General features: G+C 39.3%; 22 protein-coding genes, 2 pseudogenes and 1 other annotated feature. Of the genes and pseudogenes, 5 read left to right on the top strand and 19 right to left on the bottom strand.

All coding sequences use genetic code 11. The annotated features are described in order from the left end of the window. Positions 1 to 20 precede the first annotated feature (20 nt). Positions 21 to 917, top strand: coding sequence for a PhzF family phenazine biosynthesis protein (locus BK049_RS08685; RefSeq protein WP_071168307.1), 897 nt, complete (start codon positions 21 to 23; stop codon positions 915 to 917). Between the two features lie 39 nt (positions 918 to 956). Here the strand turns inward: BK049_RS08685 and BK049_RS08680 are convergent. The 5 genes and pseudogenes from BK049_RS08680 to BK049_RS08660 all read right to left on the bottom strand — a co-directional run bounded on the left by BK049_RS08680 (position 957) and on the right by BK049_RS08660 (position 3,939). Beyond that, a pseudogene (locus tag BK049_RS08680) lies at positions 957 to 1,715 on the bottom strand (LysR family transcriptional regulator substrate-binding protein). Positions 1,716 to 1,829: 114 nt separating this feature from the next. Then, on the bottom strand, positions 1,830 to 2,336 hold the full coding sequence (locus BK049_RS08675) for a hypothetical protein (protein WP_071168306.1): 507 nt from the start codon (positions 2,334 to 2,336) through the stop codon (positions 1,830 to 1,832). Positions 2,337 to 2,353: 17 nt separating this feature from the next. After that, positions 2,354 to 2,854, bottom strand: a complete 501-nt coding sequence (locus BK049_RS08670; protein WP_071168305.1) for an LURP-one-related/scramblase family protein — start codon at positions 2,852 to 2,854, stop codon at positions 2,354 to 2,356. Positions 2,855 to 2,959: 105 nt separating this feature from the next. Then, complete coding sequence (locus BK049_RS08665) at positions 2,960 to 3,301, bottom strand: darcynin family protein (RefSeq protein ID WP_008347446.1); 342 nt, start codon at positions 3,299 to 3,301, stop codon at positions 2,960 to 2,962. 71 nt (positions 3,302 to 3,372) lie between these two features. Continuing rightward, the gene (locus BK049_RS08660; RefSeq protein WP_071168304.1) at positions 3,373 to 3,939 is read right to left on the bottom strand and encodes a Crp/Fnr family transcriptional regulator; all 567 of its coding nucleotides are present in this window, start codon (positions 3,937 to 3,939) and stop codon (positions 3,373 to 3,375) included. Positions 3,940 to 4,039: 100 nt separating this feature from the next. Here BK049_RS08660 and BK049_RS08655 point away from each other — a divergent pair, with 100 nt between their 5' ends. Together BK049_RS08655 and BK049_RS08650 are read left to right on the top strand one after the other, a co-directional pair. Then, on the top strand, positions 4,040 to 4,288 hold the full coding sequence (locus tag BK049_RS08655) for a hypothetical protein (RefSeq protein WP_039962873.1): 249 nt from the start codon (positions 4,040 to 4,042) through the stop codon (positions 4,286 to 4,288). Between the two features lie 14 nt (positions 4,289 to 4,302). Continuing rightward, positions 4,303 to 4,545 carry a hypothetical protein gene (locus BK049_RS08650; protein ID WP_071168303.1) on the top strand — a complete coding sequence of 81 codons (243 nt, stop codon included), beginning with the start codon at positions 4,303 to 4,305 and terminating at the stop codon, positions 4,543 to 4,545. Positions 4,546 to 4,602: 57 nt separating this feature from the next. Here the strand turns inward: BK049_RS08650 and BK049_RS08645 are convergent, their stop codons facing one another. The 11 genes and pseudogenes from BK049_RS08645 to BK049_RS08590 all read right to left on the bottom strand — a co-directional run bounded on the left by BK049_RS08645 (position 4,603) and on the right by BK049_RS08590 (position 15,744). Then, positions 4,603 to 5,451: an MBL fold metallo-hydrolase gene (locus BK049_RS08645; RefSeq protein ID WP_071168302.1), complete on the bottom strand. Its 849-nt coding sequence runs from the start codon at positions 5,449 to 5,451 to the stop codon at positions 4,603 to 4,605. 75 nt (positions 5,452 to 5,526) lie between these two features. After that, a complete protein-coding gene (locus BK049_RS08640) occupies positions 5,527 to 7,269 on the bottom strand; it encodes an AAA family ATPase (RefSeq protein ID WP_083381104.1) in 1,743 nt (580 codons plus the stop codon). 176 nt (positions 7,270 to 7,445) lie between these two features. Then, entirely contained in the window at positions 7,446 to 8,717 is a 1,272-nt protein-coding gene (locus BK049_RS08635) for a DGQHR domain-containing protein (protein WP_071168300.1), read from the bottom strand. A 10-nt stretch (positions 8,718 to 8,727) separates the two neighbouring features. Continuing rightward, the gene (locus BK049_RS08630; RefSeq protein ID WP_145939403.1) at positions 8,728 to 9,606 is read right to left on the bottom strand and encodes a hypothetical protein; all 879 of its coding nucleotides are present in this window, start codon (positions 9,604 to 9,606) and stop codon (positions 8,728 to 8,730) included. 130 nt (positions 9,607 to 9,736) lie between these two features. Next, a pseudogene (locus tag BK049_RS08625) lies at positions 9,737 to 10,724 on the bottom strand (IS3 family transposase); the annotation flags it as partial. A gap of 138 nt (positions 10,725 to 10,862) precedes the next feature. After that, the gene (gene rlmH, locus BK049_RS08615) at positions 10,863 to 11,342 is read right to left on the bottom strand and encodes a 23S rRNA (pseudouridine(1915)-N(3))-methyltransferase RlmH (protein WP_071168297.1); all 480 of its coding nucleotides are present in this window, start codon (positions 11,340 to 11,342) and stop codon (positions 10,863 to 10,865) included. A gap of 80 nt (positions 11,343 to 11,422) precedes the next feature. Continuing rightward, positions 11,423 to 11,593: a CxxH/CxxC protein gene (locus BK049_RS08610; RefSeq protein ID WP_008360116.1), complete on the bottom strand. Its 171-nt coding sequence runs from the start codon at positions 11,591 to 11,593 to the stop codon at positions 11,423 to 11,425. 164 nt (positions 11,594 to 11,757) lie between these two features. Continuing rightward, positions 11,758 to 12,585 (bottom strand): energy-coupling factor transporter transmembrane component T family protein, encoded by an 828-nt coding sequence (locus BK049_RS08605; RefSeq protein ID WP_071168296.1) that lies wholly within the window; start codon positions 12,583 to 12,585, stop codon positions 11,758 to 11,760. Continuing rightward, on the bottom strand, positions 12,576 to 14,291 hold the full coding sequence (locus tag BK049_RS08600) for an ABC transporter ATP-binding protein (RefSeq protein ID WP_071168295.1): 1,716 nt from the start codon (positions 14,289 to 14,291) through the stop codon (positions 12,576 to 12,578). The genes BK049_RS08605 and BK049_RS08600 overlap by 10 nt, the downstream gene beginning before the upstream one ends. A gap of 19 nt (positions 14,292 to 14,310) precedes the next feature. Further along, positions 14,311 to 14,868: an ECF-type riboflavin transporter substrate-binding protein gene (locus tag BK049_RS08595; RefSeq protein ID WP_071168294.1), complete on the bottom strand. Its 558-nt coding sequence runs from the start codon at positions 14,866 to 14,868 to the stop codon at positions 14,311 to 14,313. A 15-nt stretch (positions 14,869 to 14,883) separates the two neighbouring features. Further along, positions 14,884 to 15,744 (bottom strand): SAM hydrolase/SAM-dependent halogenase family protein, encoded by an 861-nt coding sequence (locus BK049_RS08590; protein ID WP_071168293.1) that lies wholly within the window; start codon positions 15,742 to 15,744, stop codon positions 14,884 to 14,886. Positions 15,745 to 15,854: 110 nt separating this feature from the next. Then, positions 15,855 to 16,125: a binding site (T-box leader), on the bottom strand. A 192-nt stretch (positions 16,126 to 16,317) separates the two neighbouring features. Between BK049_RS08590 and BK049_RS08585 the strand changes: the two genes are divergently transcribed. Continuing rightward, positions 16,318 to 17,007 carry an ABC transporter permease gene (locus BK049_RS08585; RefSeq protein WP_071168292.1) on the top strand — a complete coding sequence of 230 codons (690 nt, stop codon included), beginning with the start codon at positions 16,318 to 16,320 and terminating at the stop codon, positions 17,005 to 17,007. Continuing rightward, positions 17,008 to 17,889 carry an ABC transporter ATP-binding protein gene (locus BK049_RS08580; protein WP_008360131.1) on the top strand — a complete coding sequence of 294 codons (882 nt, stop codon included), beginning with the start codon at positions 17,008 to 17,010 and terminating at the stop codon, positions 17,887 to 17,889. A 39-nt stretch (positions 17,890 to 17,928) separates the two neighbouring features. Here the strand turns inward: BK049_RS08580 and BK049_RS08575 are convergent, their stop codons facing one another. From BK049_RS08575 to BK049_RS08565, 3 genes are all read right to left on the bottom strand, one after another. Beyond that, positions 17,929 to 18,420, bottom strand: a complete 492-nt coding sequence (locus tag BK049_RS08575; protein WP_071168291.1) for a GNAT family N-acetyltransferase — start codon at positions 18,418 to 18,420, stop codon at positions 17,929 to 17,931. A 42-nt stretch (positions 18,421 to 18,462) separates the two neighbouring features. Next, a complete protein-coding gene (locus BK049_RS08570) occupies positions 18,463 to 19,650 on the bottom strand; it encodes a S1C family serine protease (protein WP_071168290.1) in 1,188 nt (395 codons plus the stop codon). Between the two features lie 81 nt (positions 19,651 to 19,731). Continuing rightward, on the bottom strand, positions 19,732 to 20,526 hold the full coding sequence (locus tag BK049_RS08565) for an MBL fold metallo-hydrolase (RefSeq protein ID WP_008360139.1): 795 nt from the start codon (positions 20,524 to 20,526) through the stop codon (positions 19,732 to 19,734). Positions 20,527 to 20,530: the final 4 nt, after the last annotated feature.

The raw sequence follows: 20,530 nt of genomic DNA, 5'->3' as shown, positions 1-20,530 counted from the left end.
TGTTTAGGAGGATTCGTCAGATGAAAGATATTAGGGTGTATCATGTCGATGCGTTTACAACTGAGAAATTTCGAGGTAATTCCGCTGGGGTGGTGTTGGATGGGGAATGGTTAACGGAGGATGAGATGCAGAATATCGCCAAGGAGTTGAACTTACCCGAGTCCATTTTCTTGCTGCCGGCACATGATGAGAAAGCCGATTATCGAGTGAAATATTTCACTCCAACGGAAGAGGTCAATTTCTGCGGGCATGCGACGGTTGGGTTGACTTGGCTTTTAGCGACGGAGCTAGGGATGGCTAAAGAAAAATCAGGGGTGGTGTTAGAAACAAAGATCGGCCATGTTCCCGTTGTATGGCACGAAGAGAATGGCAAAGTTGTGGATGTGGAGATGACACAGGTCACGCCAAAGACGCGAGATTTTATCATCGATGTAGAAGAGCTTAGTGACATGCTCGGTATAAGCAGTGACAGGATTGATCCATCCTATCCTATAAAATTAGCAAACACCGGAAACTGGCATCTTCTGGTTCCGCTGAAACACCAGGATGACATTGATCAAGCAGCACCAAACTTAGCAACTTTAGGGAAAATGAATAAAGAGCAGGATATCACAACGACTCATCTTTATACGTTTCAATCCACAAAGGACTGTGATCTTTATACAAGGGATTTTGCACCTGGCATTGGCATACCCGAAGATCCTGTAACGGGAGCAGCAAACGGGGCATTGGCCGGATATCTTTATTTGGAAGGGGTCATTCCTCAGCAAGAAACCACTCATCTGAGCATTGCCCAAGGTGATGCAATCGGCAGACCAGGATTGCTTCGTATCACGGTCATTCCGAATGAAGCAAAGCCGGTCATTAAAGTAGCAGGTGCAGCAGTTATTACCATTCGTGGGATGATCACGCTATAAATTGATCAGCTTGAATAGAGACTCTCGTTCAAGCTGAATCTATTTAAAATGATCTTTGACTGCTTCAATCCATCTTTTAGTAGAGGGAGAGGCTGCGTTAAAAGATTTAAATGCCATATTGATTTCTCGATAAACACTGGTCTCAAGTGGAATTACGTTCGCATGAGGCACCTGAGGCGGCAAAATCAACTTCGGAATGATCGTGAGCCCAAGGCCTTCCTGAACCATAGAGATGAGCGTATTGTTGTCCCCAATCTCAAATAAAACATGGGGTTTTACGCCTCTTTCTTTTAATATGTTCTTAATGAGTTGATCACAGCCCGCTTTTGGCATAATAAATGGTTCATCTTGGAACGAAGCCACTTCCATCACCTTCTTTGTATGGAAACGATGACTCTCTTGCATGAGCACCACCAATTCATCTTGAAACAGTGGAACAGTTTACAAATCTCTAGGTGGCTGCGTTAAAAAACCCAGATCAACGGTGCCAGAAGCGATCCACTCTTCAATCTCTTCATATCCGCCTTCGTATAACTCCAATTGGATATTGGGATAACTTTTCGTAAAACGATGAATGAGCTGCGGAAGCATTTTTGAAGAAAAACTAGAAAACGTGCCGATCTTAATACTCCCCACTTCCATCCCTTGAATCAACGCCGCCTCCTGCTCAAGCAATGACGCATGATGAATGATTTGGCGGATATGTGGCATCACCCGCTCACCTGCATCTGTCAGCGACAGCCCGTTTCGATTCCGATGAAGCAGCACAATCCCAAGCTCTGACTCAAGCTTCGCCATATTATGACTCACCCCAGACTGCGTCAGCCAAGCTTCTCACCGGCTTTTGTAAAACTGCCGCATTCGACGACTGTTTGAAATACTTTGTATGGGAATGTCATTCGTTTGCTCACCTCACTTTAGATCTTGGCAAAACCTACTGTTAGACATGTCTGTGATTTTTCGATTTAATTGTTGTTCGACCAATTGAAAACATGTCTGCTGAATCCATAAACGTTTAAATGTATAGAGTTGTTCTTTTTCATCGCCATGCATCTCTTCATCTTTTTCTAACTGAAAATCTGTCAATTCGATTTTGTCATGAACATGCATATGAATAAAAACATGCGCATTGTGAAAATCATGCATATGCTCTACTAAAGCTGAGATATTGGTGATAAAGTCATCAAATATATCTTCTTCTAGCGTTTTCTTGAGATCTAGATGGCTGTGCACATCCATTGATATGTAATTATCTCTTTCATCCAGTTCTTCTTGAGTAGCCAGAGGGTTATCATGAATCGTTGCTTTTCTATTTAAATCTGTAATCGAGAAATAGACGATGATGTCTTTATTATCGAGAAATTCATACGCCCATATCTCTGCATCTCTTAATCTTAAAATGCGGGTGAGGTTGTCCAACTTTTTAAACCCTCCAATTAATTATTCGTCGACGAAGACCTAGACGCCGCTTCATCCGCTTTCACACAATCAATCGCAACAACCAATGCAATCATCACAGGCTCCATCTCTTCTTTCAAAATATCCACCTTGTAGCTATCCCCCCAAGTAAACCATTCCTTCTTTACCTGACCGATCACTTCGCCGCTTTGCAACACTTGGAAATTCATATCCCACCAGTTCCCTTGTACTTCGATACCAGCAGCATCAATTGAATATTTTGCTTTGAAGAACGTAAACTCTTTTTTGATCGTCAATACCTCTTGCCCACCGACTTCTACTAAAAACTTCGGTAAAAAGCTGAACATTTTCTTCGTGATTACAGCGATGACGTCTCGTTCTGTATTCAAAATGGTAAACGTCTTTGGCACCTTCATAAAGCTGCCTTCGACCACATATACATCATTCTCCTGTTGGTCCTTTACCGTAAACCTGCCGCTCAGACTAAATACCTTTTGCTTCATATATAGCTGCTTCATAAGTACCTCCGATTCCGTTCAAAAATTTATCCGTTCTTCCCTTACCCCTGATTATACCAAATAATAGAATGTGCAAAAAACCACCTGCTATCAGGTGGTTTTCGATTACTGATCCATTTTCAGAGATTCTTTTTCATATGTTTGAAAAGCATCTTCCATTCCCATGATGACCTCTTTTATTTTGACATAACCACTTGTATAAGGAATAGAATCTCTAATCTCTTCCCACATAAAATGATAGAACTTCAGGTCATCTGTTTCACACATCACAAAATCTGTGTAATCCTTACCCGGAAGAGCTTCAGCATCAAAAAAGCGCACCGTCACATGTTCCTCATATTTCTGCATCAACTCTTGCAGCGAAGCCGCATGGGTTCTGCGCTCCTCTCGTGGTAAAGCAAGCCAAGATGGATAGAACTCTAATAAAACAACCATCATATATTTCATCATCAAGCCCCTCGATTCTTCTATGATGTGATGATTGTACGCCAGTTCTAGAGAATGTGCATTAACATAGGTTAATGTTCAGCAGGATGCAGCAGCCTGCTCAGCGAAACTGGAGAAATACCGATATATGAGGCAATATGATATTGAGCGATACGTTGATGTAACCCGGGATATTTCAATAAAAACGCCTGATATCGCTCAATTGCCGGCAAATATAGCAGTTCCCTCTCACGCTCTTCCTTTCTCGTATACAGCCTCTCTACACTAACCCGAACAAACCGCTCCCACATATGACTTCTATCCATCAACATTTGAACAATAGAATCCTCCATCGCTTCAATCGAATAAGGAGAAGGCTGCCCGTTGATCATACTTGCATAAGAAGTAGCAAAATCATCTTCCAACGTAAAAGCCACGTTGTACTCCCTGCCATCCGGTAACAAATAGAAGAGACGGAAGAGACCTGTTATGCAGAAATAGGCATGCTTCACTGGATCGCCAGCCTTGATCATGCATGTACCCGCTTTTAACTGTTTAATCGTTGTTCCATCTTTGAAAGCTTGCCAATGATTTTGTTCAATTGGATATTTCGATATTTTGGTTTTGAAAATGTCGTATGGGTTAGTTATTTTGTCCATCTGTAAGTTACCTCTCTAGTAATAGAAGACTTGATATAAAATAGTGTCAGAAAACACTCAGGTTATAATGGAAATATAAGCGAAGATGAGGGGAGAAACAATGAAAAACATCACTTTTTTTGACTGGACCATCCATTTACAAGCAGACTTAACAGCGATTACCGATCATCATGAAAAGAAAATGGTCATTTTAGAGCCATCTATTGAACTAAATAGCATCATCTGGTTGGATGACAACAACGAGCTACAAATCAAACCTACTTGGGATTGTGTCATTTCAATTGATCCAACCAATAAATCACTGACAATCCGGCAAACAAAAGAAGTATTCGGAGATGTGTACGAATGAAAATAGGAGGAACTATGAAGAAAACTACTTTTTATGATTGGACGATTCACTATCCTGAACATTTAACAGCCGTCAAAGATGATACAGAAAAGAAAATGGTTTTTCTAGAACAAACGGTTGAATTCAAAGGGATTATCCGTATTGATGAGAATGATGAACTGCAAATTAAGCCGACATGGGATTGTGTCATTATTGTGAATGCAAAACAGATGTCTGTCACAGTTCGTGATGCAGAAGACTTTGTAGGTTTACCATAGAAATAAAAAAGTCTCGTTTGAGGAAAATCACTCAAATGAGACTTTTTTATTTATTATTTAATACCCATTTACAAAGTACTCTATAGTTTCTAATTCATCTTCTTTCAGTTCTCTGTTCACGTAATTTTGATATTCTATCGTGATTTTCTGTTGATCTCCACCACAAAGATCAGTGTATTTCGCCATCATCCTCAGCTTGTCTGTTTCCTGACGAAACTCTTCTTTTGACCACGGTCTTTGGTGTGAAGGAATATACGTTTCGGCATCAAAAGCTTCTAACTCATCTAAAAGACGCAAGATTTCTTTTACCGTATAATGTACTTTTTCAGCATACATTTTCGGATAAATGCAATCAGCAAGAAACAGGATTTTTTCCTCTTTCACATACACGATCACTGAATCTGCGGCATGATCGCCCCCAACATGCTGCACAACACAAGTGACCCCGCCAAGATCAATCTCCATCCGACGATCAAACGTCACATCCGGTAAAACGACCTGAATCTCTCGATGATTCTTAAATTCTTCTTTTATCGCCTTCGCGCAAAACTCAATCTCCGTTCCTTCCTTCACCCGCTCATCAATCGCCTCATCTGACCAAGAAAACGGAAGAAGCTTCTCCATTTCCTTTCTGGTTTTTGCAGAAGCAACTGAAACCGCATGAGGCAGCGCCGGCAGACCAAAAATATGATCCCAATGCCAATGCGTGAGGACAACCAGATCAGGCTTGGCGTTCTCTTGTTTTAAGGTCTTTTGGATAAAATAGTTCGCATGATCTTCTGAGTTACCAGCATCGATCATTAATGTTTTGTTATTGCCTACGACCATGCCTAGGATGGGGCGGTCGGTGAGTGATACTGGTGTGATGTAGGAGAAGGTTTTGCCTATTTTTTTGATTTTGTGCAATAATTATTAACTCCTTTCATAAATATAGTGTTATCCTCTTTAATTAAAGAAAGAAATAAATATATAGATAGTTACTTAACTTTCTATCCATTCAAATATACTCTTAATATCCGAAACGTTTGTCTCAACTAATGCTTTTGCTAATATTGAATCTGTTAATGAAATGCCGTATTTTGCTTTTATAAAGGATCTCACTTTTTTAATTATTGGTTTACCTCTAGCCCATTTCAAATATTCTTTTATATTTTGTTTCTTTTTTTCAAGTATTTGTTTAGATTCATTAAGACATTTAGATGGTCCCCATTTAGGATTTAATTGAGACAATTTATCCATTTGTTTATCTAAATGGACACTTTCTGTTTCTTCTAATATATACTTTAAAATTTTAATTATATCCTCTTCGGTTAATTCAAGATCTAGTGACTTCAAAGCGGCTGTTAAAACTTTAGGCTTAATTAATAAGTTCTCAACTTCATGCACATTAAGAACAAATGGAGTTAAATTATATTTATTAGCTTCATTGCAATATTCTACTAAATAATCCTCTGTATCAAAATCTCGATCTATAACAAAAGCAACTTTGCTATTAGGAAAATGTTTTTTATAAAATTCACTCGCCAAAAATAACCCAACTTTATTACTTTTCCCCTTAAATGTATTTACTAACACTTTAGACTCGAAATCATCCCCATATTTTTCTCTCAATATACATTTCCATAAAGTTAAATCCTCATCTTCTGAAAGTAAGTTTTTAGATTTAGGGTTAATTCTTAACTTATCAAGTTTGTCTAAGCCACCTAAATCTATATATGCTTGCACCATAGTTGCATCTGTTCCATCGATTTGAACTTCTTGATTTGAATTTAACCATATTATAGAGTTTGGAGAAGTGTTCTGTAAAAATTCCCTGGAATGAGAAGATATAATTACTTGAAATTCTCTCTCTTCACTAAGTTCTTTTAAAGTTTGGAGTAGTTTCAATTGATTATCTGCATGTAAATGTGAATCTGGTTCATCTAATAATAATATTTTGGGATTATACTCAAATATATATGATAGTATCTGGAGAGTTTGTAAAAAACCAGTTCCTGTAGTAACTATATCGAAATAAATCCCCTCATTACTTTTTTCAACCTCTACACTCAAGTACTCATCTGTGTCCTCATTATAACCCACTCTTAAATTTGTAATATTAGGGAATATAAATTTCAATTTATCTACCAATTCATTAAATTCATCTTTCTTTTCTTGATTTAACCCTAAAGAAACCACTATATTTCTTAACACAAGGTTTGCATCACCAACTGTTATTGATTTAGTTCTAGCGTACCTTCCAACATAGTTTTCTTTGGATAAAATCCCAGCCAATCCTGGAACTAATAGTGTACTAGGGTTTTTAGAATTAGCAAAAGATTCTAGAACTTCTGATTTTAGATTCTCGCTAGTTTCGAACCTTACTGCAACATTACCATTTTTCCCTTTTCTTAGAGCACATTCAATATATTCATCCTCAAAATATAATTTAATTTTTGCTTCATTAGACTGAGTAAATTTATTATCTTTCCAAATAGCATCTACATTCGATAAGGGAATTATTTTCAAATCATCAAATGTTAATGTCGTATTAACCAATTCTAACTTACTTTTTTTCTGAAGAGAATGTTTTATAATCTCGTGCGCTAGTAGAATTGCGTGTAAAATAGTGGACTTGCCACTATTATTTTGCCCAACAATTAATGAAAAGTGAGCTAATTCAATTTTTTTATAAGCATAATTTTTAAAATTTGTTAGTTCACAGTAAGTAATCAAAGTATTCACCTCACCTTTTTATTCTTGCATAAAAATAGGTATATCTATAAAACAATAGATATAACTACTTAATTTTTAAGTTACTTATGATAAGGCTCACCACAATGTATCTAAATGCGGTGAAAAGTTATTAATATTCCACAAAATTAGATGTCTACCTTAGTAGACAAAATAGGGTTTATATCTTAACTCAAAAGTATATCTTTTATTTTTTTCGCTAAATTGTTTATTGCAACTTTATTCGTCCCAGTAATAAAGATAGGTTCTTCATTAATATTGTCTCTAATATTTATATAGTCTGATTCATTCCAAACTATTTTCCCCTCTAGCCCTTTAAAAAGGTTGTACAATAAATTTTCTATTTTCTTTAATAAGTCTATTTTAAAATCTAAATTATTATTAATATCTCTAAATGATTCTTCCATCCTTACTTTAGAAAATCCTATATATTGCATTATTTCCGGAAATATCTGCAGCCATGCTCCAACACCTAATGTCTTAGGAAGTTGTGACTTTTTATGATTCAAAACCATTTCAGTATGCTCTAAATCAGTTGGATCTGTAGCTAAAACTGGCCAATCATTTTGAAATGTTTTCCTTATCATTCTAAAATAAGAGTATAAAACCTCAAATTGATCTTGTTCACTTAAATTTTCAAGAATACCTTTATGTATATGTGGATAGATTTGATCCACAAAAAAGGCTTGCGAGATCGATCCTGTTCCTGTTCCTAGCATTCTAATTTGTTTATAAAAAGGCGATGATTTTGATTTATAAAATGTCACACATATACTATGGCATTTTTTTAAACTGTTTATCTCTTTTTGTTTCAATTTTCCATTATCATTATCCTCACTTAAAACTGGCAATAAATCATACATTAAAGATTTATCTACAGATTTTTGATTTGAGTTTATATCTATAAATATTTTAGATGATACCGTTAGAGAAACCCCGAATAATAAAACTATAGGTACCTCTAACTCATCGATAATTTCTGAATCACTCATTATTAAACCTGCTAAACGATGCTGTCCGTCAATAGCTGTTAGCTCAAAGGTTGGATCCAATTTCATACTATACATATCCAGATTTTCATTTTCTATTTTTACCAGAGAACTGTAGTCTTCAATAAAATCACCATCTCTTTTAAAACACCCTAATATTAATGCATTAGGTAGAAAATTATTATCCCCTTTTATATAATTTGACAATTTTTTCATTTTATCAAGGTTAATCGCTCTTTGAATATTATTAGTACCATAACGATATTCTACTTTTAATTGTCCTAACTGTTCTAAATATGTTTCAAATTTCAATTCATCCATTTCATTTAAACTATCAATATACGGATATCTAAAATTTAAGACTATGTATTTTTTAAGGTCCTTAACCTTCATCTTAGAGATATAAAAGCTTTCTTTTTTTTGTTGTATTTTTATCAATGGTATCTTCATATTTCTCCTCCTAACATCTTTCTAAAGTAGATGCTTCTAACTCTTCTTCTCTTTCTAAAGGAACTGCTCCAGATAAGTTTTCCCCTTCGCCATCTCTTTCAAGAGGCGTTCTTTCTTCTTCAATTTCATCAATAATATTTTTTTCTTTTTGCATGCTATTATAATAAAAATCCATAATATTTGGTAAATCTCTAAAATAAATTATTTCTGAATCCCATTTATATTTAAGAATCCCAACAATTATTTCTGCCAGTACATAAAATCCAAAACTTGTACAAAGATTAATTACTATAGTTTGTAAAACACTGTTAGTTATTAAAAAAACCGCTAATAGGGATATTAAAAATAAACCAGTAAAAATAGCTAATAACCATTTATCTAACTGCTCAATTCTGTTCTTCAAAGTAACATTTATTTTTAAAATCTTTTCGTAGTCAAAATTAACCTTACCTGAATCATCCACTGGATATACACAGCAATTACTCTCTTTCTTGATTTCAAACCCTAATTTATCTCCAATAATATTTCTTATGTTTTTCCTAATACTGTTAATGCATTTTATTACGTCTTTATCCTTGCAAAAAATTATAATATCCAATTTTTTAAATGCTTCAGTATTAGGTGTTATTGATTCAAATATATAATATTCGTAATCGTTGTCATCAAAAGCTAATACTTCACCTAATTCTAATAGTGATTTTATAAAGAATAGTTTTGAAGAAGCAAATGTACGATTAATTAAATTTTTATAATCTTTCTCTGATTTATCACTCTTTAATTTTAAATCAGAATTTTCATAGTATATTTTCACTAGATTTTCATTCACATTTAAATGTTCTATTGATTTTTTAGATCTTCTAAAAATCCCTTCGCATTTAATAGCTAACATAATCTCCCTCACTTTCAAAAAATGATTCCCTTCAAATAATACTAAATATTTCAAATTAATTAAAGGAGAATAAAAAAGCCTAACTAATGGGGGGACTGACCCATAAGATGAGACAGGGATCAAAACACCTTTATACAGCCAATTGCCGATAGTTTATCGGTGATTGGTTGTTTAGTTTCGTTTGAATACGAATGTTGTTATAATAATAAATGTATTCTTTGACAGTGCGTTCTACGATGGTGGTCGTAGTACGATCAATGCTGTTAAGATAGAACGTTTCAGAGACTTTAGTGAGGAATGAAACGATTCGATGGAGGCATTATCAGCTTTCTGATACTCGTAAGATGTATACACAGAAGAACCTTGGTCACTGTGTAACACGCAATTCTCAGGCAGTGCTGGGAGCTGATTAAGTGTGTTTAAGATAAAGTCTGTGTCCTGCTTATCACCAATCGTAAAAGCAATCACTTCTCCATTATATAAATCCAATATGCTGGAAAGGTACAATTGTTTCTGTCCATAAGGCAAATACGTGATGTCCGTTACTAGTTTTTCAAGAGGGCGATCAGACTGAAAATTCCGATCCAGTGTATTACCAGCCACGGCATAGGGCTGCCCATTCTTCTTACGCTTTTTCATTTTAACCCGGCATTGCCACTGGTTTTTCTGCATGATACGTTGAACAGTTTTATGGTTAATACGCATTCCCATTTTTAGTATAGCTGTGATTTTCCGATAACCATATCGATATTTGTGCTTTCGGCACAACGTGCCGACCTGTTTCTCTAGTTGTCTTTTAGAATGATTTTGAGTCAAATCTTTTTTCCATCTATAATACGAAGTACGTAAGATGCCTAAATGGACACAGATGTCCTGTACCGTCATCGTTTTGCACAATTCTTCTACCAGTTTGATTGACGTTTCCTTATCAACTTCCTTTCCAATTCGTTGTACTTTTTTAAAACCTCATTCTGTTGACTCAAATAGTGATTTTCTGCCTGTAGTCTCTCTAATTCAGAAGAGTACTCGGGACCCTTTCCATAGGTATATTGTTTTCCAACAGGCTGTTCGAACCGGTGTGTATCCCCAGCCCTATTCCACCTCACTCTTGTCCCCACAGAAAAAACACCTCCATGTTTTATTTCAAATCACAACGATCCGTTTTCAAACTTGGAGGTGTTTTTTATTTGTCTCATCTTATGGGGTAAGTCCAATTAATAGTCAGACTGTTTTCTTGAAAAAATAAAAAACCTCATTTACTTATGATAAGGCTCCCCCCGCACAATCCGAAACGCCCGATAAACCTGCTCCACCAACACCAGCCTCATCAACTGATGCGGGAACGTCATCTTCGAAAACGACAGCTTCTCATTCGCCCGCTGCATCACAGCATCGCTTAACCCAAGGGATCCGCCTATGACAAAACACACCTTACTTTTTCCGTATGTTGCCAGCTTATCTATTGTATCGGCTAATTCTTCGGAAGTTTTCATTTTTCCTTCGATGGCGAGGGCGATGACGTGGGCGTCTGGGTTGATTTTGCTTAGGATGCGTTCGCCTTCTTTGTCTTTGATGATTTTCATGTCTTGATCGCTGAGATTCTCGGGTGTTTTCTCGTCTGCGAGCTCAATGATCTCGATTTTTGCGTATGCCTGTAATCGTTTTGTGTATTCGGCTATGCCTTGCTTTAAATATTTCTCTTTTAATTTTCCTACTGTGATAATTGATATATTCACAGGTCATCCCCACCTTAAGAACATGTTATTCATATAAGTTATCAACAATTGTGGATAAAATTTGTGTATTTTGTGTCCGATCATTCGTTCCCCACTATATATATTGCAGGTTCATCGCACAATTCACAGGTTGTGGATAAACTGTGTGTATGTTCGATTTTTCTGAATTCTGGCGGTGTTTCGTGATCATCTATGTACATGTCTAGTACGGTTTCTATATGTTCTGCGCAAGCATAAAGTGATTTGTTCATAAGTTTCTGATTCCTCCAATATGTTGTCTGGTTATTCACAAGTATTTCGCTCATTGTTCAATATAACCGATTTATTCACATGTTAATAGTGTTTTGCCATTTTCCACACCTTTTATCCACAAACGAAGCAAAAAAGCCTCCACTCCTGTGAAGGCTTCCTTCTATCAAAACGGATTATAAAATCTCGTTCCTCTAACAAATGTAATCACAAGCGACACGACCAGCACCACGCCAACAAACAATAGCGCGGCATAATCTGCTTTTTGAAAGTCTTTCGCCGTATACCATGTGCGCTTTTTATGCTTTCCAAATCCGCGCAGCTCCATCGCATTGCTGATCGTTTCAATCCGCTCTAAGCTGGAGAAAATCAGCGGCATCACAATCGACAGCGCATTTTTGATTCGTTTCCCCAGTTTTTCATTCTTCGATAAATCAATGCCTCTTGCTTGCTGAGAAATGGCAATCGTGCGAAAATCACGCTGAATATCTGGAATATAGCGCAAAGCAATCGCTACCGCATACGAAATCCGGTAGCTGACCCCAATTCTGCTGAGTGATGAGGCGAATTCACTTGGATTTGTTGTGACAATAAACAATAGCGCCGCTGGCATCACAGTCACGTATTTCAGTGTAATGTTCAATTGATAGAAAAGCTGTTCAAGTGTGACATTATACCAGCCTGCAATGTGAAAGAGCTCGTGCTTCGCTCCATAGATGGCGACACCTTGATGGGGCGCAAAGACGTAAATGGCGATGTTATTGATGACAAGAAAAATCGCCAAGACAATCACTACGAAAGAGATATCACGAAAGCGCACGTTCGACATTTGAAAGAACACGATACTGGCAGCTAGCATAAACACTAAAATGCCTGTATCATACGTGAGCATCGCTGCGGATGACCAGAGGATAAAGCAAATGAGTTTGGTGGCCCCTGTCAGCCGGTGAATCGGCGACGGGCGATCGATATAAGACAGCATGTCTACAGCCATGTCATTCGTTCCTTTCTGTCAACCTCAATGAAACGATCCACGAGTTCATTTGGATTTGGCCAGTCTGCTTTCAGCGCCAGTTCATACAGCGACGTTTCCTTTAAACTCGCCTTTTGGACAAGCCACTGATCTGTCAGCACTTTGGCTGGTGTATCATCTGCGATTTTTTCTCCATCTGAAATGACAATGGTTCTTGTTGTGTATTCGAGCATCAAATGCATATCATGGGTGATCATCAAAATCGTGACGCCCTGCTGATTTAATTGCTCTAAAAACGTCATCATTTCTGTGTAATGTCTAAAATCCTGTCCGGCGGTTGGCTCGTCTAGGATGATGATTTCTGGCTCTAACACAAGAATAGATGCAATGGTGACGCGTTTTTTCTGTCCAAAGCTGAGGGCTGAGATCGGCCAGTTCCGAAATGGATACAGTCCGCACACTTTCAGAACCCGCTCCACACGTTCCTTGATCTCGTCTTCCTGTACACCTCTTAAAACGAGTCCTAATGCGACTTCATCAAAAATCATTTGTTTAGAAATCATTTGATTTGGGTTTTGCATGACGACACCGATTCGTTCGGAGCGCTGTTTGATCGTGTCTCCTGTGATGTCTTCGCCATGTAAAAGGATTGTGCCTTTCGTTGGCTTTTCAAATGCGCAAAGGACCTTGGACAATGTCGTCTTGCCTGCACCATTGGCTCCTGCAATGCTGATCATTTCTCCTTTTTTGACGGTAAAAGAGATATTTTTCAGTGTGTTTGGTCTTGTCGGATAGTCAAAGCTCAGCTCGCGCACCTCTAGTAAATCTTGCGCTTGTTTCTGCTCAACTGACTGCTCAGACGCTTCCATCCATTGCTTGATTTTCTCTTTTGCCTCGTCATTTAAGGTGAGATGCTGTAAATTAGCGATCTGATCTCCTGCTTCAACCGGAATGCCTGCATACTTCATGGCTTTCACATATAAAGGCTCACGCAAATACGCCGCTTCTAAGACATTGGATGCCAGCAACTCATCTGGTGTCATATCCGCTGCAATCGTTCCATCATTGACGACAATGATGCGGTCGACATGACGAAAGAGGACATCCTCTAATCGGTGCTCGACCATCACAACGGTTTTTTTCGTTTCTTTTTGCAGACGGTCAATGAGGTCGATCACTTCTTTGCCTGTTGCGGGATCAAGGCTCGCAAGCGGTTCATCAAACAGCAAAATGTCGACATCATTGACAAGCACACCCGCGATGGCGGCACGTTGTTTTTGACCACCTGACAATTCATGCACAGATGATGCCAGCTTTCTGTCTACTTCTGTTAATCTCGCCGCTTCTTCTACACGGCCTTTCATCTCTTCTCGCGTCACCAGGTCATTTTCAAGTGTAAACGCGATATCTTCTCCGACGGTCAACCCTATAAATTGCCCATCAGGGTCCTGCAGCACTGTTCCAACGAGCTGTGAGAGAGAGAAAATGTTCTCTTTCTCTGCATCTTTCCCGCCGATGTGAAGACTTCCTTCCATAGACCCTTTATAAGACGCAGGAACTAGCCCATTGATACAATGGGCTAGTGTGCTTTTTCCCGATCCAGACGGGCCTGCGATGAGGACTTTTTCTCCTTCATAGATGGTCAGGTTGATATCTTTCAATGTCGGTTCTGACTGACTGCGATACTTGAATCCGAAATGTTCGAATTGAATCATCGGTTTCTTCATTTATGTGTTCCACCTTGCTTCATGATGTTTCTTTCGATAGGCTGCCGCTTTTGCTTCTCGTTTTCGCATAAGCCGCAATGATGATGGTTCCCAGTACACCGACTGTGATGATGTTCGAAACTCCTGCCACGATGCCTTGAACAAACACTTTATTCGCAGGTTCTGCATAGATCACAATGTCGAGGACAGGGGCAATGACAAACCAGCCTAATGCCTGTGCACCAGCTTGTACGGCGTTGAAGAACGCGATCTTTTTCCAGCCAAAGTCTCCCTCTTCTACTTTTAAACGGTTTGAAATGAAGCCGATCAATAAACCAACAATACCCGAAACGATAATCCAGCTCCACCAAGGGCCAAATGTAGTGGCATCTTTAATGAGATGGCCAATAAAACCAATCAGTGCGCCTGCAACAGGACCAAATAATACAGCCATTAACGCAAGGAATGCGTACGATGTTTCAATTTGTGTATTCGGAATTCCAGTTGGAATGGAGACAAAGCGTCCTAAAATGACAAAGACGGCTGCACCAATTCCGATGGCAACGACAGTTTTCGTTGAAAGATGTTTACCTGACATGATGTTTTCCTCCTCTTATTCGTATATAATGCGCGGAGCTTTGCGAATCGAAAGGCGCCATCCTGTGCCTGTACCGATATTATAAGCCTTTGCAAATGACCCTTGATTGATCGCCACGCCTAAATGATCGAGTGAATTGACATATACGAGTGGTTCGCCTACCTTTAAATCGGCAAAAGATCGTCCATAGGTCATGATATTTTTATACACATTTTTCGGCCCGTTGGCAATGGTAACTTCTATTGCATCCCCATAATTGATTGAAAGCTTTTCAAATAACGTATGATGAATGTTTGTCCATAGGTTGCCGAATCTCACATCTAAAATATCAATCGTCCCTGTGATCACTTCTTCTTCCGCATAAGCCTTTACAACTGGAAGATGAATAATATCCTCTATATCCGCCTTTGGCCCAACCTCTTCAAAGGAAATCACACCTGAAGCAATTCTTGCGCCTGTATAGGCGTAAATATCTCTTCCATGGAATGTATGTGATTTGCCCGACTTCGGCAGCCGGTTGATGGTTTCATCTAAATAACGGGCTTCCACAATACCAATATCCTGCGCAACGTGCGTCAGTGTCCCATTATCTGGTGTGATGATATAGTGGGAGCTTGTTGTTTTGACGACAAGACTCTTGCGCTCTGATCCAACGCCCGGGTCAACAACGGAGACGAAAACCGTTTCTTCCGGCCAATATGTGACCGTCTGAAGTAAGCGATAAGACGCTTCCCAAATGTCATATTGGGGAATGTTGTGAGTTAAATCAAAAATGCGGATGCTGCTGCTCACTGTATTTGCGACTCCGTACATTGCGCTGACCGCTCCGTCATCAATACCGAAATCTGATTGTAAAACCAATGCATGTTCACTCATGTTAATCTCCCTTTCATTTGAAAAAATGGTTGTGGTGTTTCACGTGGAACATTTGAACATTTGTATGAAAAAAGTGGAAAATAAAAAATACCCCATCCTTATCTATGAATCATAAGGACGAGGTATTTGTCTCGTGGTACCACCTTTATTTACTGTTTGCTCGCGCTAAACAGCCTCTACAAGTACAAAGCTCCAATTTGGCTCATATACTGTGGTTTTGATAACGAGTACCAACTCTCGTCGTAACCTACTGATATCAAAGATATGTTCAGTACGAGGCTCAGAGACCATTTTTCGAATCATTATTTTTGCTTCTTTTCAGCTGCCGAAGCTCTCTGTGGAAAAATTGATGATTGTACTTTCTCTCGTCATTGCCTGTTCAACTATTTTGAATTAAAGCTATCATACATGATGTGTTTTTAGAAATCAAGATATTTTTCTGAACATTTTTAAAAATGAATCAAGTCTTACTGGAAAAGTCTTCTTTTTATAAAATTTAAACAAATGTTAAAGAGCGAGATATGGTGTCTTTCTTTTCTAGCGTTATAATAAAGATGAAGGGAGGTACAGTGTGTGTGGACCATCTGTATGAATGAATTTAAGCAGCTCTTCAAAAGCACAAAATCCATTTTAACAATTGTTATTATTTTTATTTTATCTACTTTTGTATCAAGTCTTCCATTTATAGCTGCTTATCAAGGGAAATGGGAAGATGCAAAGGACCCTTATTCCATTGGGAATGAACTAGTGATTTCTTTATTTGGTTTCTTCCTTATTTTTTTATTGTCTCATGATATTTTGAGTCGCGAAATTCATTTGAAAACCATTCGTTTTCTCGTCAGTAAAACGACCCGTTTGAACATTGTCATCGGGAAATATCTTGGGCTGATGCTGTTTTGGCTCAGTTGCATTATGACCACATATATATTAAATATGGTGATTTCACATCGTTTTCTGTTCTCTGATGCCTTAAAAATATTAACGTTTATCAGTGTTGGCATCTCCTGTGCTTTGTTTTTGTCCATGCTCTTTCCAACACCACAGAAATCGATGTTTGTTGGTATGTTGTTTTCCTTTCTTTTTCCGATCATCAGTATGATGTCTGTTCTTTCTTCAGAACGGTTGATCCATTGGTTCCAATACGTGACACCTTATTATTATGCGCGCTGGAGTGAACCGCTGACCTATGTGCTGATGAATGCAACATTGACAGTTGTCTTACTCATTGGAACTGCACTGCTGTTTCAGAGGAGGGATGTCTAAATGCTACATACAAAAGGGCTGACAAAAAAATATCGGACAAAAGTCGCAATAGACCATATTGATCTTGATATCCATCAAGGGGATATCTTCGGCCTCATTGGACCGAAGGGTGCTGGTAAGACGACCTTTTTTAATATCATTACAGGAATCTCTCGCCCCACTTCTGGCACGTTTATGATGATGAACATGTCTTCGTTAAAAAAAGTACGGCATCACATCGGTGTTCTGCCGGAATATACGGATTTATATGAATCGCTTACCGCTATTGAGCATATTGCCTATTTATCAAAAATTACTGGCACACGCCAGAAAACGAGCTACTATGAAGAATTACTCGAATTCGTTGGTTTACATCGCTATCATCAAGAAAAGGTCGGTGCCTTTACACCTGGTATGAAGAAGCGGCTTGGAATGGCGCAGGCCATCGCTCATCGCCCTGACTTTATTTTACTAGATGAGCCTTTTGCCAATATTGATTCAGATTCTATCTTGCAGATTCAGCAGGTCATTGAATCGTTAAAGTCTGAAGGAAAAACCGTCTTTTTAACAGCAGATGAGCCAAGGTTCACCAATCATATTTGTACGAAAACTGCGTTCATTTCTGAAGGTAAATTAGTGTCCCCAAGTACTCATCCTCAAGAGAAAACCGTCACGTCCTCAACCATTCGTGCCATTTTCAAGCATGCATGGATTGATGATGAGGTGAGGCCTGTTCTCACGCAGTACTTACAAAGTGTGGGAACAGACCTTGTGATCAGTGATGACGAGACCTCATTGTTGATTCGCTCAGAAGCCCAAGTCCCAGCCATCATCCGTGCTTTCGTGAAGTGCAAAGTAGATCTATACCGAGTCACGGCTCAAGATGCCATGATCTCCTCATAAGAAAGTACCGTACGGTTTCCGCACGGTACTTTTTCTTTTTTATAAAGGTTTGCTCATGTAAATGCCGGTTTCCGCAAATCCTGTCTTTTCGTACAGTGAGCGGGCGATTTGATTATGAGCAAAGACATGCAGTGATAGTTTTTGCACACCTAATGACTTTGCTTGCTCTTCTAACGCTGCAATGGCCTGCTTCGCAAACCCTTTTCCTCGGTAAGCTTCAAACAAAATAAAATTATAAATAAATCCTTCATGTTGAGGGTGATTTGGATCATAGCAAAGCCAGACCCACCCAATGGCTTCTTCTCCATGTAAGAAGGTACACAGCTCATGATGCTCTGTCTGGAGGCCTTCAGGAAGCAGCCGATCAAATTGTTCCTCTGCGTTCTCCTGCGCCTCTCCCTGATCCCATGTCCCTGCCAGCACCTTTTCTTCTGCGTACCGTTTAATGGCTTCCTCTATCAAAGCGTCATAATCCGTCTGTGACATCGGCTGTAATGTGACCAATCGTACCTCCCCCCTTTCCTTTATCATATGCCGAGCATGCCAAAAAAACCAGTCCCCTATAGGAACTGGCTAGCCTCCGAATCGATCAGTTTGGGAGAGTTTGATCTCTACTGATTTTTTCTTTCCGCTTCGGTAAAATTGCACCTTTACCTTGTCGCCGACTTTCTTTTGATATAAATATTTACGCAGATCGACGATATTTTGTACATCCTTGCCATCAAATGAAGTCACGACATCTAGCTCTTTTAGTCCCGCTTTTCCTGCTGGGGACAAAGGCTCGACACTCATCACGACGACCCCGGTTGTGATCTTCGCTGGGAGTTTCAACGTTTCCTGCCAATGATAGCTCGCGATATCTGCGAGTGATTTCATGCCAACCCCAAGGTACGGACGTTTGACTTCACCATAGCGCTCTAAATCCTCTATGACAGGGATGACCAGATTCGCTGGAATGGACAGCCCAATCCCTTCAACTTCTGATTCGGCAATTTTCATTGAATTGATGCCGATTACTTTGCCGTCCATATTGATCAAGGCTCCACCACTGTTCCCAGGATTGATGGCCGCATCTGTTTGCAAAACTTCCGCATTCCAATCCGTCTGTCCATCGCCATTAGAATCAACAGGGATCGCACGCTCCGTTCCAGAAATCACACCTTGTGTGACGGAGCCTGCAAATTCAAGCCCTAATGGATTTCCAATGGCGATAACAGGCTCACCTGGTTTCACATGGTCTGAATTGCCGAAGGCGGCAGTTTTCTTGATCTTATCACTTTTGACTGTGAGTACAGCTAAATCCATGAGCTGGTCGCTTCCGACAAGATTTGCCCCAATCCTTGTTCCGTCCTGAAGGCTCACTTCAAGCTGGTTAGCGCCTTTGATGACATGGTGGTTGGTCACGATATAAAAGGTGTCACCCCTTTTTTTATAAATCACACCTGACCCGCTGCCTGCTTCTCCGCCTTCTTCCCAAAAGCTAGACTTTTGGATGTTAATCACACCGACAACCGTATCCGACATACTCGACACCACTTTTATCACCGCATCATTGACGTTTACATTGACGGTCTTTAAAGTGCCTTCTGATGCTTGCTGATCTCCGGCGGACTGCCATCTGAATGGACTGCCGCTCTGTCCAGATACATAAGGGAAAAAGAATCCCATTAAAAAAGCTCCTACCAATACACCGATCAAACCAGATAGGAAATATCCTTTTCTGCTTCGTCTCGGCTTCCACTCTACATCGCGATAATCCACTACGTTTCCTTCCTTTCAGTGAATAGATGATGTATATAGTGTTGGTAAGAAGCTCTTATCTTAATCATACGATTATAAAAATCATACGGCGCAAAGCGGGGTTGCTTTTTTCGGGTCCGTATCATATAAATCAAAGCCATCCCCTACAACAAAGCCCTTCATTTCAAGAGTCTGCTGAACCGCCATACGGGCTAAGTCCTTCATGTTGTTGTCTTGACTTAGGTGAGCCAAATAAATGCGTGAGGTGGCATCTCCAATCACATCTGTCATCGCAAGAGCCGCATCTTCATTCGATACATGTCCAACATCGCTCAGGATTCTGCGCTTAATACTCCATGGGTATCGCCCCATTTGCAGCATGCCGACATCATGGTTGCTCTCAAATACGAACGTATTGGCTGACTTAATAATCCCTTTCATGCGATCACTCACATAGCCTGTATCCGTCATGAGGGCAAGCTTACGCCCACCATAATGAAACACGTAAAACATAGGCTCTGCCGCATCATGTGACACGCCAAATGACTCGACATCAAGACCGCCAAACGATTGAACGGTCTCCATATCAAAGTGGAACTTCTGGTCCGTATCCACTTTCCCAATATGTGACTCCATCGCCTTCCATGTTTTCGCATTTGCATAGACAGGAAGCTTGTACTTTCTTGCCATGACACCGAGCCCTTTAATATGATCGGAGTGCTCATGTGTCACAAAAATTCCGTCCAAGTCTTCAGGCTTACGGTCAATTTGACCAAGCAGCTCGACCATCTGTTTGCCGCTTAAGCCCGCATCTACTAAAAAGGCATGCTTGTCTGTTTCTAAATAAAAAGCGTTCCCCGTACTTCCGCTCGCTAGTACACTGAACTGCAAGCTCATGTTC

Source organism: Bacillus xiamenensis (assembly GCF_001857925.1).
Classification (GTDB): Bacteria; Bacillota; Bacilli; order Bacillales; family Bacillaceae; genus Bacillus; species Bacillus xiamenensis.
The sequence above is the reverse complement of the archived record's forward strand: the minus strand, read 5'-3'. Positions and strand labels throughout refer to the sequence as shown.